Origin of the sequence: Haladaptatus salinisoli (assembly GCF_020614375.1) — an archaeon.
In the GTDB taxonomy this organism is placed as follows: Archaea; Halobacteriota; Halobacteria; order Halobacteriales; family Haladaptataceae; genus Haladaptatus; species Haladaptatus salinisoli.
This window is the reverse complement of the sequence record NZ_CP085330.1, coordinates 400,025-412,114: the sequence shown is the minus strand read 5'-3', so window position 1 is coordinate 412,114 and position 12,090 is coordinate 400,025. Positions and strand designations below refer to the sequence as shown.

The 12,090-nt window shown below is 61.5% G+C and carries 8 protein-coding genes and 3 rRNA genes; 9 read left to right on the top strand and 2 right to left on the bottom strand.

The window, feature by feature from the left end; all coding sequences use genetic code 11:
* Positions 1 to 314: 314 nt before the first annotated feature.
* The 5 genes from LIX00_RS22590 (at position 315) to LIX00_RS22570 (ending at position 7,752) form a co-directional block, all read left to right on the top strand.
* Positions 315 to 1,785, top strand: a 16S ribosomal RNA gene (locus tag LIX00_RS22590).
* A 422-nt stretch (positions 1,786 to 2,207) separates the two neighbouring features.
* Positions 2,208 to 5,124, top strand: a 23S ribosomal RNA gene (locus LIX00_RS22585).
* Between the two features lie 127 nt (positions 5,125 to 5,251).
* Positions 5,252 to 5,373, top strand: a 5S ribosomal RNA gene (rrf, locus tag LIX00_RS22580).
* The 16S, 23S and 5S rRNA genes sit together here, the layout of an rRNA operon.
* 286 nt (positions 5,374 to 5,659) lie before the next feature.
* Complete coding sequence (locus tag LIX00_RS22575; RefSeq protein WP_227356773.1) at positions 5,660 to 7,009, top strand: outer membrane protein assembly factor BamB family protein; 1,350 nt, start codon at positions 5,660 to 5,662, stop codon at positions 7,007 to 7,009.
* Between the two features lie 107 nt (positions 7,010 to 7,116).
* Positions 7,117 to 7,752 (top strand): right-handed parallel beta-helix repeat-containing protein, encoded by a 636-nt coding sequence (locus LIX00_RS22570; RefSeq protein WP_227356772.1) that lies wholly within the window; start codon positions 7,117 to 7,119, stop codon positions 7,750 to 7,752.
* Positions 7,753 to 7,767: 15 nt separating this feature from the next.
* Here LIX00_RS22570 and LIX00_RS22565 read toward each other — a convergent pair whose 3' ends face one another.
* Positions 7,768 to 8,979: a glycoside hydrolase 5 family protein gene (locus LIX00_RS22565; protein WP_227356771.1), complete on the bottom strand. Its 1,212-nt coding sequence runs from the start codon at positions 8,977 to 8,979 to the stop codon at positions 7,768 to 7,770.
* Positions 8,980 to 9,223: 244 nt separating this feature from the next.
* Between LIX00_RS22565 and LIX00_RS22560 the strand changes: the two genes are divergently transcribed.
* The 4 genes from LIX00_RS22560 (at position 9,224) to LIX00_RS22545 (ending at position 11,179) form a co-directional block, all read left to right on the top strand.
* On the top strand, positions 9,224 to 10,033 hold the full coding sequence (locus tag LIX00_RS22560) for a spondin domain-containing protein (RefSeq protein ID WP_227356770.1): 810 nt from the start codon (positions 9,224 to 9,226) through the stop codon (positions 10,031 to 10,033).
* Between the two features lie 130 nt (positions 10,034 to 10,163).
* Entirely contained in the window at positions 10,164 to 10,442 is a 279-nt protein-coding gene (locus LIX00_RS22555) for an ArsR/SmtB family transcription factor (protein WP_227356769.1), read from the top strand.
* A 2-nt stretch (positions 10,443 to 10,444) separates the two neighbouring features.
* Positions 10,445 to 10,735, top strand: a complete 291-nt coding sequence (locus LIX00_RS22550) for a DUF8036 family membrane protein (protein ID WP_227356768.1) — start codon at positions 10,445 to 10,447, stop codon at positions 10,733 to 10,735.
* A gap of 279 nt (positions 10,736 to 11,014) precedes the next feature.
* Positions 11,015 to 11,179, top strand: coding sequence for a hypothetical protein (locus LIX00_RS22545; RefSeq protein ID WP_227356767.1), 165 nt, complete (start codon positions 11,015 to 11,017; stop codon positions 11,177 to 11,179).
* 145 nt (positions 11,180 to 11,324) lie between these two features.
* Here the strand turns inward: LIX00_RS22545 and LIX00_RS22540 are convergent, their stop codons facing one another.
* Positions 11,325 to 12,050: a maleate cis-trans isomerase family protein gene (locus LIX00_RS22540; RefSeq protein ID WP_227356766.1), complete on the bottom strand. Its 726-nt coding sequence runs from the start codon at positions 12,048 to 12,050 to the stop codon at positions 11,325 to 11,327.
* Between the last annotated feature and the right edge of the window lie 40 nt (positions 12,051 to 12,090).

The following is a 12,090-nucleotide window of genomic DNA, read 5'->3' as shown; positions in this document are numbered from 1 at the left end:
TTAAATTCGACCGGCCACTCGGATAGAATGTCGAAGTCGCCCGGTGTTTCGATCCACCTCGGTACGGGTTGATTCGAAGCCCTTATATGACGGCGACAACTTCGCAGTAATGTGAAGGACGGTGGCGGACATCCCGTCACGGTCATCAGGAAATGAGGATTCCACCCCTGCGGTCAGCCGTACACGATGGAATCTGATGTTAGCCTTGGTAGTTCGGTGACACCTTGTCGGAATCGACGCGGTGTCTCGAACGATGTGATACACTCTCTTCGAGAGTGTCTCCGCCTACAATGCTGGACTTCGCGTCCAGCGGCATTCTGGTTGATCCTGCCAGAGGCCATTGCTATTGGAGTTCGATTTAGCCATGCTAGTTGCACGAGTTTAGACTCGTGGCGGAAAGCTCAGTAACACGTGGCCAAACTACCCTATAGACCAGCATAACCCCGGGAAACTGGGGCTAATACTGGATAAGGCTCTCACGTTGGAATACGGAGAGCTAGAAACGCTCCGGCGCTATAGGATGTGGCTGCGGCCGATTAGGTAGACGGTGGGGTAACGGCCCACCGTGCCGATAATCGGTACGGGTTGTGAGAGCAAGAGCCCGGAGACGGAATCTGAGACAAGATTCCGGGCCCTACGGGGCGCAGCAGGCGCGAAAACTTTACACTGCACGACAGTGCGATAAGGGAACTCCAAGTGCGAGGGCATATAGTCCTCGCTTTTGTGTATCGTAAGGTGATGCACGAATAAGAACTGGGCAAGACCGGTGCCAGCCGCCGCGGTAATACCGGCAGTTCGAGTGATGGCCGCTATTATTGGGCCTAAAGCGTCCGTAGCCGGCCACGCAAGTCCGTCGGGAAATCTGCTCGCTCAACGAGCAGGCGTCCGGCGGAAACTGCGTGGCTTGGGGCCGGAAGACCCAAGGGGTACGTCTGGGGTAGGAGTGAAATCCTGTAATCCTGGACGGACCGCCGATCGCGAAAGCACCTTGGGAGGACGGACCCGACGGTGAGGGACGAAAGCTAGGGTCACGAACCGGATTAGATACCCGGGTAGTCCTAGCCGTAAACGATGCTCGCTAGGTGTGGCACAGGCTACGAGCCTGTGCTGTGCCACAGTGAAGACGGAAGCGAGCCGCCTGGGAAGTACGTCTGCAAGGATGAAACTTAAAGGAATTGGCGGGGGAGCACTACAACCGGAGGAGCCTGCGGTTTAATTGGACTCAACGCCGGACATCTCACCAGCACCGACAGTAGCAGTGACGGTCAGTTTGATGAGCTTACTAGAGCTACTGAGAGGAGGTGCATGGCCGCCGTCAGCTCGTACCGTGAGGCATCCTGTTAAGTCAGGCAACGAGCGAGACCCGTATCCGTAATTGCCAGCAGCACCCTTGTGGTGGCTGGGTACATTACGGAGACCGCCACGGCTAACGTGGAGGAAGGAACGGGCAACGGTAGGTCAGCATGCCCCGAATGTGCTGGGCTACACGCGGGCTACAATGGCCGAGACAATGGGTTCCTACCTCGAAAGAGGACGGTAATCTCGGAAACTCGGTCGTAGTTCGGATTGAGGGCTGAAACTCGCCCTCATGAAGCTGGATTCGGTAGTAATCGCGCTTCAGAAGAGCGCGGTGAATACGTCCCTGCTCCTTGCACACACCGCCCGTCAAATCACCCGAGTGAGGTCCGGATGAGGCCATCAGGCGATGGTCGAATCTGGGCTTCGCAAGGGGGATTAAGTCGTAACAAGGTAGCCGTAGGGGAATCTGCGGCTGGATCACCTCCTAACGATCGAGACCGGGCCGACGCGCCCGGCTCACCTTTCCCGTCAGCAGCGCGCTGACGGGTGGCGTTCATCTCCGAGACATCCTCGTATTCCGACGAGGCACCTCAGAACTACCAAGGCTACTCCCCTCGACGAGGGAAGCCTTCGCTCAGTGGTGAGCATCTCCGCTTCGGAGAACGCTCGGGTTCGAATCCCGAGGAAGGCCGTTCCGTCGGGTAGTTCGAATCGCTCCCCTTAAGTACGTGGGGGCGAAACGAACTATTCCGAAGTTAACCGATGCACCATCCCGCGAAAGCGCGGTTGGGAAGGGTTCGACGCACGCTCTTGGCGACCACCGGGACGTGCGATGACGACCGTATGTACGTGCAATCCAGGCGTCCACTGGACTCACATTAGTGAGTTCTACAGTGAATCCAAAATCAAGTACGTGGCTACTGTGCCACTTGGTGGATAGCTCGGCTCGAGCGCCGATGACGGACGTGCCAAGCTGCGAAAAGCCTGAGGGAGCCGCACGGAGGCGAAGAACTCAGGATCTCCGAATGGGAATCCCCACCGCAATTGCTTCGCGCAATGGGGAACGCCGAGAACTGAAACATCTCAGTATCGGCAGGAAAAGAAAGCAAACGCGATGTCGCTAGTAACGGCGAGTGAACACGACACAGTCCAAACCGAAGCCTACACAGGCAATGTGGTGTGCGGACTGGCTCTCAGCAACCGACCGGTTCGACGAAGTCTTCTGGAACGGAGCGTGAAACAGGGTGACAACCCCGTAGTCGAATCCAGTAGGTTGTGCGTCAGCTCCCGAGTAACAGGGGTCGGATATCCCTTGTGAATATCGCGGGCATCGACCGCGAAGACTAAACACGACTCGAGACCGATAGCAAACAAGTAGCGTGAGCGAACGCTGAAAAGCACCTCGAAAAGGGAGGTGAAATAGGACTTGAAATCAAGTGGCGATAGAGCGACGGGGCTTACAAGGCCCATCGAAAAACGAATCGGGAGCAATCCCGTAGTAGGAATCGATGGGAGCCGGAGTTCCGTCGTACGTTTTGAAAAACGAGCCAGGGAGTGTATCTGATCGGCGAGCCTAACCCGAGCATCGGGGCAGGCACAGGGAAACCAATACGGCCGCAGCATTGCGAGGGCCACCGTCTTCAAGGGCGGGGAGTCGACCGGATACGACCCGAAACCGGGTGATCTACGCATGGGCAAGGCGAAGCGTGGCGAAAGCCACGTGGAGGCCTGCTAGAGTTGGTGTCCTACAATACCCTCTCGTGACCTATGTGTAGGGGTGAAAGGCCCATCGAACCCGGCAACAGCTGGTTCCAACCGAAACATGTCGAAGCATGACCTTCGCTGAGATAGTTCGTGGGGTAGAGCGACCGATTGGGAACGCCGCCTCCGAGAGGAGTCGGCCTCCCTGTCAAACTCCGAACCTACGAACGCCGTCGACGCGAGGAATCCGGTGCGCGGGGTAAGCCTGTGTACCGTGAGGGAGACAACCCAGAGCTGGGTTAAGGTCCCAAAGTATGAGCTAAGTGCAATCGAAGGTGGTCGCAAGCCCTAAACAGCCGGGAGGTGAGCTTAGAAGCAGCTACCCTCTAAGAAAAGCGTAACAGCTTACCGGCCGAGGTTTGCGGCGCCGAAAATGATCGGGGCTCAAGCTCATCACCGAGACCTGGCGGCACTCATCATCGAGTGATCCAGTAGGTTGGCATTCCGGACGGGTGGAAGTACGGGCGAGAGTTCGTATGGACCGTTCGGTATAGAAAATCCTGGCCATAGTAGCAGCGTTAGTCGGGTGAGATCCTCGACGGCCTTACGAGTAAGGGTTCCTCAGCAATGCTGTTCAGCTGAGGGTTAGCCGATCCTAAGTCTCGTCGTAATTCGAGCGAGACGATAGGGAAACTGGTTAATATTCCAGTGCCTTCACACAGTGAAAACCGACGCCTCGGAGCAGGCCGAGCCGGGCAGTCGCCCGGTCGAACCGTCCAAGCCCGTGGAAGCCGTAATGGCAGGAAGCGAGCGAATGGCGGGATAGCGCAAGTCGGCTCAATCTGGGGCCCGTGAAAAGGTGAGTGTGAAGATCGTACCGAGATCCGACACAGGTACTCTGGCGGTGAAAGCCAAGGCTTGTCGGGAACAACCGACGTTAGGGAATTCGGCAAATTAGTCCCGTAAGTTCGCGATAAGGGATGCCTGCCCTGCAGAAGGGCAGGTCGCAGTGACTCGGACGCTCCAACTGTCTAGTAACAACATAGGTGACCGCAAATCCGTAAGGACTCGTACGGTCACTGAATCCTGCCCAGTGCAGGTATCTGAACACCCGGTACAACGGGACGAAGGACCTGTTAACGGCGGGGGTAACTATGACCCTCTTAAGGTAGCGTAGTACCTTGCCGCTTCAGTAGCGGCTTGCATGAATGGATCAATGAGAGCGTCGCTGTCCCAACGTTGGGCCCGGTGAACTGTACGTTCCAGTGCGGAGTCTGGAGACCCCCAAGGGGAAGCGAAGACCCTATAGAGCTTTACTGCAGGCTGTCGCTGGGACGTGGTCGCTACTGTGCAGCATAGGTAGGAGCCGTTACCCAGGCACGCGCGCCAGCGCGTCGCCGAGGCACCCGTGAAATACTACCCGGTAGTGACTGCGACCCTCACTCCTGGCGGAGGACACCGGTAGCCAGGCAGTTTGACTGGGGCGGTACGCGCTCGAAAAGATATCGAGCGCGCCCCAAGATTTCCTCACCCGAGTCGGAGACTCGGAGAAGAGCGCAAGAGCACAAGGAAGTCTGACAGTGTCCTACACAACGAGGGACGCTGACGCGAAAGCGTGGTCTAGCGAACCAATGAGCCTGCTTGATGCGGGCCATTGATGACAGAAAAGCTACCTTAGGGATAACAGAGTCGTCACCGGCAAGAGCACATATCGACCCGGTGGCTTGCTACCTCGATGTCGGTTCCCTCCATCCTGCCCGTGCAGAATCGGGCAAGGGTGAGGTTGTTCGCCTATTAAAGGAGGTCGTGAGCTGGGTTTAGACCGTCGTGAGACAGGTCGGCTGCTATCTATTGGGGGTGTTACGGTTCCTGACGGGAACGTTCGTATAGTACGAGAGGAACTACGAATGGGTGCCACTGGTGTACCAGTCGTCTGACAAGGCGCGTGCTGGGCAGCCACGCACCACGGGGTAAGAGCTGAACGCATCTAAGCTCGAAACCCACCTGGAAAAGAGGAACCACCTGAGACCGCTCGTAGAAGACGAGTTCGATAGACTCGGGGTGTACGCACCGAGGCAACGAGGTGTTTAGCCCGCGAGCACTAACTGGTCGACGCCACACACTCATACCGCATATTGGATCACACTCACCAGTGTGAGTCCAGGCGCTAACTGGATTGCACGTACACACGGTCGCAAGGACCATCAACGATTGGTATCCATCGGCACGGTTCGATTCCGTGCGTTGACGTTAAGGCGGCCAGAGCGGCAGGGTCACACCCGTACCCATCCCGAACACGGTAGTTAAGCCTGCCTGCGTTTCGGTCAGTACTGGAGTGCGCGAGCCTCTGGGAAATTCGATTCGCCGCCTCCATTCATACCACATCAACCCTCGTACAGAGCAACAGCTCCGTGCGGGGGTTTTCTATTTCCCGATAGCGACGCGAAAGACCGTCCCGGCAGCGTTCGCTCGCTGTCAACACCGTTTCAAGCCGTCGTTACCATGCGCGCTACGCATACGAGTCGATTTTTGATACGAAGACGCGGTACGCGACGAGGCGGAAGGGCGCGACGCGCGGCCGTCTAGTCGCCGAACGATGAGTACAGCGATTCTTTGAGCCTTCGGTTTATTTTTCGCGGAACGAATCGATAGCTCAATCGTGCACGACGAAACATCAGCCGCTCGCCGATGGACGCGTCGGAGGACGCTCGGGACGCTCGGTGCGGTCGGCGCACTCGCGGGATGCGTCACGAGTTCGAGCCTGCGGCGATCGAAACCGAAAACGGACGATCCGAGCCCCGGAACGCAGAGCGCCGATTCGTGGCCGTGTTTCGGATGCGATAACCGAAACAGCGGAACCGCCGGGGCCGCGCGCGGCCCCGGCCGAACCGCCGACGTCGAGTGGACGTTCGACGGCGGGACGCCGACGATGAACAGTTCGCCGGTCGTCGTGGAGAACGTCGTCTACGCGGCGGGAACGGGCGACCCCGGCGGTATCTGTGCCGTCGACGCGACCACCGGCGATTCGCTGTGGCGGTTCGAGACCGAGGGGTACGTCTCGTCGGCACCGGCGGTCGCGGACGGCGTCCTCTACGCCGGTACGTGGGGAAAGACGTTCTACGCGGTCGACGTCGCGGACGGGACGCAGCGTTGGAAGGTCGACGTCGGCCACCGGTTCGGGTCGTCCTCGCCGGTCGTCGCGGACGGCACGGTAGTCGTCGGAGCGAACGGCGACGGTCCGCTCGTCGTGAGCGGTCCGGAAGACGAGGAGGAGTTCGAAGCCTGCGCCGTCCTCGCGCTCGACGCGGAGACCGGCGAGGAGGTGTGGCGCTACGACGAGTTCGGCGAGCGCGAGAACGTCGATTCATCGCCGGCGGTCGCGTCGGGGCGCGTCCACGTCGGCGGTGGGGAGAACCTCTACGCGCTCGACGCCGAGACGGGAAGCGAAATTTGGACGCGGAACGTCGCCGCGAGCGCTCGCGCTTCCCCGGCCGTTCGCGACGGACTCGTCTACTACGCCGGGCCGTATCGGGGCGGAGACGCGCCGAGCAGGTTGTGGGCGCTCGACGCCGCGTCCGGAGAGACCCGGTGGACGTACGACCTGGCGGACACCGCTCAGAAAGTTTCGCCGGCGGTCGCCGACGGCACCGTCTACGTGCCCGCGGCGTCCCAGCGAGTCTGTCTGGCCGCCGGCGATTCGGACGACTGCTCGGGCGTAACCCGCGGTCGACTGTACGCGGTCGACGCGGAGACCGGAACTGAACGGTGGACGGCGGAGATCCGACCCGACACGCGCTCGTCGCCGGCGGTCGCCGACGGCATCGTTTACGTCGGCTGTGCGAACGGGATTTCGGCGGTGACCGTCGACGGCGCGGGCGCGTGGCGGATCGACTTCGAGGGGGAGCGCGAAGACGGCCCGTACGTGGATTCTTCCCCGGCGGTCGCCGGCGGTCGCGTCTTCGTCGGCGCGTCGGACGGGCGGCTCAGAGCCATCGGAAACCGGGCGTGAAACGATAGCGGACGCCGCCGTTCGCCGAACGGACTCGATATCCGTTCGAGTCGACGGATTCGAAGTCATCGGAATTTATTACGCACACGCCTGAAGTGGGACTACGAATGGTCTCTATCGATGCGTCGTCTGCGGGGCGAAAGCTCATCATCGTCGCTCCGCTTCTTCTCCTCGTGGTACTGACTATCGCGGTCGATATCACCGACCTACCGGGGAACGGTCCCCCCGGTTCGCAGTCGGGCGAGGCGGTCCCCATCCAGAACTGCCGAGAAATCAACAGCTCCGGAACGTACGTGCTGACGAAGGACTTCGGCGGTGCGGCCGGACTGGCGTCGGGGTGTCTCGAAATCAACGCGAGCGACGTGACGATAAACGGCTCGGGACACACGATTCAGGGACGAGGAGTGACCGACACGACCGGCGTTATCGTCGGAAGCGATCAGAGCGTTTCCAACGTGGAGATTCACTCCGTCAGGGTCGAGCGATGGAACCGCGGCATCCACGTCACGAACGCCTCGGACGTGACGATTCGGAACGTCACCGTGGTTCGGAGCGCGGAGGGAATCGCCGTCTGGAACGGCACGCGGGTCTCGGTCGAGAACTCGTGGGTGACCAACAACCTGTTCGGCGTCGTTATCGACGAGGAGAGCCGACAGGTCACCTTCTCCTCGGTGCACTTCCGGAACAACCGCGCCGCGAATACGACGCACGGTCGCGGGCAGTATCGGCAGAGCGGCGGCTGAGCGTGCGAACGCGCCTCACTCGGGTTGTTCTTCTCCCGGGGCGACGTCCTCTTTCTTCTTGATTATCCTCGCCCAGTCGGGGTACTCCTTTCGTTCGGTGCCCTCGTACTCCGGGTCGCCGGACATGGACTTGATGCTCCTCGCGTCGGCCAAACTCCAGACGGCCCCGTCCTCGTGGAAGAGACCGTTGAGAACGCCCTTCTCCCGCATGTAGAGCGAGAACGCCGGTTTGACCATGAGCGACCAGAAGAAGTTCCCCACGCCGGACTCCCGGATGGTCGGCGCGAGCGAGGCGTAGTTCGGAACCTCGAACTGCTCCGCCACGTCGGCGAAGAACTTCTGGCCGGGGCGGATTCGCTGCCACTCCGAGAGCCAGACCGGCGCGTCGAGCTTGGACGAGACGTGGTTCGCCTGCCGAAGCACTTGCTTGTAGAGGTTCGGCGTCCGCGCGAAGTTGTAGTGGAACTGGAGGATATCCATGCCCCAGCCCAAGTAGTCGACGTTGTTCGCCAAACTGGTCGACCCGACCGTGAGCGGAATCTCGCCGCGATACAGCGTGAACGTCTTCGATATCTCCTTGAAGAACTGGAGGTCTTTGTTGTTCCAGCCGGGTTCGTTGGTCAACTCGATCGCCAGCAGTCGCTCGTCGTTGCTGTACTTCTGCATGAACCAGACGATGAAGTCGCGCGGTTTGTCCCACAACTCCTCGTTCGCCATCGTTCTGGTCGACGGCGAGAACGCCTGCACCGCGGTCAGCGGGTCGTCGTTCATGAGGTTCTCGAACGTGGGTTCGCGCCCGACGCTGTCGAACAGTCCGAGCAACACCCGTATCCCGTTCCGCTCGGCCGTCGCCAGGAAGTGGTCGAGCGCCTCCTCGTGTCGCTGCGGATTTTCGAGCCAGTACTCGTAGCTGAGCCACGTTCGGATGGCGTTCAGGTTGACGCTCGCGGCGTACCCCATGTCGCGCTCGATGACCGCCGGGTCGTAGTCCCGCCACATCTGATAGCGGTTGAACGCCCGCGCCGGGATGTATATCGCACCGCGAACGTCGACCGGGGCGTCGGTTTCGGGCGGTAAGTTGAGGTCGGTTCGACGGCGGTTCTCCGGCCGGTTTCGCCCGGAACTCCCCCCGACGACGCCGCTGCTCTTCGATACGCTGGAGACCGCTCCCACACCTGCCCCCGCGCTCAACGCGAGGAATTTTCGGCGGCCGACTCGCCTGCTCATACCCCCCGTTCTCCCTCGAACGATAACAAAGTAACTCTACGGAATTTTACGGGCCGGTCCGCGCAACCGCCTCCGCGGGGACGCGGTTCGCGCCGAACCCGGGTGGACGGCGACCGCGGGAAGTGGGAATCGTCTCGGAACCGTTTCGACCGAGATTTGGGTGAGATTCGCGCCGAATGTTGAAAAATCTACTTTTCTATCCGCGGGGCAGTACCGTTCGTGCGTCCCAACGCACGGAATTCGAATGACCGACTCCACTGATTCACGACCAACGCCGAAGTCGAGCGACCGGTCGAACCGGTTCGACCGGTCGCGGCGAACGTTCCTCGCCGCCGCCGGAGCGACCGCGCTCGGCGCCGCTAGCATCGGAAGCACGGCCGGATTCGGCCGAAACGAGACGCGGTCGTTCGCCGTCCGACTCGAAAACGTCTCGACGGGGGCGACGCTCGCGACGAGCGCGGACGGCGAACTCGCGGAGCAACCGGTTCCGCTCTCGCCGGGCGCGTACGCCGTCCACCGGAACGACGAACCGATATTCACGTCCGGGGAACCGGAGCGAAACAACGGTCTCGAAGAGGTCGCGGAGGACGGTAACCCGGAACGACTCGCGTCCGCGCTCGCGGAGCGCGACTCGGTCGCTGCGAGCGGCGCGTTCACGACGCCGACGGGGAGCGACGAGCCGAGTCCGCTTCCGCCGGGAGAGGCGTACGAGTTCGAGGTGGAAACGCCGAAGGCGTCGAACGTCCGACTCTCGCTCGTGACGATGTTCGTCCCGTCGAACGACCTGTTTTTCGCGCTCGGAGGCGCGTCCGGAATGCGGCTCTTCGACGGAAACGACCCGGTTTCGGGCGACGTTTCGAAGCGCGTCTCGCTCTGGGACGCCGGCACCGAGATCAACGAGGAACCGGGAACCGGGCCGAATCAGGCGCAACGACAGCGAGCGCCCGGCGTCGGCCTCGTCGAACGCGGAACCGTCGCGCCGATAGCCGACGTCAACGGATACGACTACCCCGACGCGTGCGACGTGTTGCAACTGACGATAGAGCCACTGTGACCGGCGACGAGCGACGCGCCCGACGCCCCGCCGACCGCTTCGCCTCCGATTTTTCCGGAGGGAACCGGCGACTTCGAAACCCGCAAAAGCATTTATGCAAGCCTCACACAGGGAAACGTAGGAACGTGCGATGGAGAAGGCGCTCTGGTATCTGCTCACGGCGACGCGCGGCGGCAAAAACCGCGTCCGAATCATCCGCGCTCTCTCCGAGAAACCGATGAACGCGAACCAACTCGCCGACGAACTGGAACTCGGCTACAAGACCGTCCGACACCACCTGGCGATGCTCGAAGACCACGGCGTCGTCGAGTCGGGCGAGAACAAGTACGCGAAGCTGTACTTCCTCACCGACCGGTTCGAATCCTCCCGCGAGACGTTCGAGACGATACTCGAAAAAACGAACCTGTAACCATGGCAACGACGATAGAAGCGGCGAGCGTTTTGACGGGCGTGAACGTCCTCTTTCTCCTCGCGCTGACGGGCGTTTGGATACGGAACTACGCCCTGTTCAAGTCCCGGTTGGTGCTGGGTCTCCTCGCGTTCGCGGTCGTCATGCTCGCGGAGAACGCGGTGGCTCTGTACTTTTTCCTGACGATGAAGGGGTTCTACGGGATGACGCCGCACGTTCAGCGGGCGGTCCTCGTCCTTCGAACGCTGGAGTTCGTCGCGCTCGCCTTCCTCACCTACGTGACGATGAAATAGGCCGTCGATAATCGACGTCGAACGGGATATCGAACGCGGACGGGCGAGCGTTAGCACGGGCGTAACCCATTCATTCCGTTCATCCGCGACGGGAAGGCGAAACGCGGTCGTTCGTCGTTTCCCCCGGCGACGGTCGGCGTTGCGACGGGCTTAGCCCCCTGCTAAGCCGAGTTCGACCGTTCACGGCGGAAAACGGTCGTCGGCTTTCATAAGTGCAGCTATTCCATGCAAGAATGGCCGCGCGAAGCGCGGTCGTCATAGTATCCGCACACTGCCACCATGAGACCAACGACTCACCTACTCAAGGAAGTGCTGACTGTCGTAACGATGCTTACGACGTTCGTGAACACGATCGCGGAGTTGGCGAACATTACCCGCGTTCGAATCGTCGTCGTCGTTCTCCTCGCCTGCCTGCTCGGCGTGACCATGTTGGTTCGAGAGTGACGTTCGCGGTCGGCCGGAACCGCGACACCGCCCCGAGGTCGACCGCTGCCGCACCTCCGACGAGGGTGCTTCCCACGACCCCTGCCGTTTCCGCTGTCCTTCGCCGAGCGTCCCCGGCGAGCGCGGACGACACCGTCGAATCGACTCACTCCTCCTCTTTCCCGAACTCGCCGAGGCGTCCCGGCACGTCCGCCGCGACGCCGATTTTCCGGAGCGCGTCCCAGAGGGTCGCCTGATTGCTCGTCACGACCGGAACGCCGAGGTCGGCCTCGAGCGGTTCTATCGCGGGGAGGGTCCGGTAGTTCGTACACGAGACGAAGGCGGCGTCCACCGCGTCCGCCTCGGCGACCGTCCCCCGAACCTGCCGGTAGGCGTCCTCTGGCCGCAGCGACCCGATGTCGGTGTTGGCCTCGATTCCCCGACCGTTCAGTTCGACCGCGTCGAAACCGGCGTCGTCCAGGTACGACGCTTCCCGGTCGTTCAACTCGTCGGCGTAGGGCGTCGCGACGGCGATTCGCTCCGCGTCGAGCGCCCGAAGCGCGCGCTTGACCGACAGCGCCGTCGCCACCGCGGGAACGCTCGCCGCCTCCGAGAGCGCCGCTTCGAGTTCCCCGTCGAATCCGGGGCCGTGCAGCAGGCTCCCGGTCGTACACGCGTACGCGACGACGTCGACTTTCGCGTGCGACAGTCGCTCCGCGCACCCGACGGCGTCGTCGGCCATCGCGTCCAGTTCATCGACGGTGACCGCTTCGAGGGGCATCCGCGCCGCGTGGACGCTCGCGCCGTCGGGCACCGCGCGACGAAACTCCCCTTCGACCGTCGTGTTGGAGGAGGGGACGACCGCGCCGATTCGACCGCGCCAGCCGAACATCAGTTCGCCCCCCGACGGTCGTTCCGGATCGCGGTTCCGA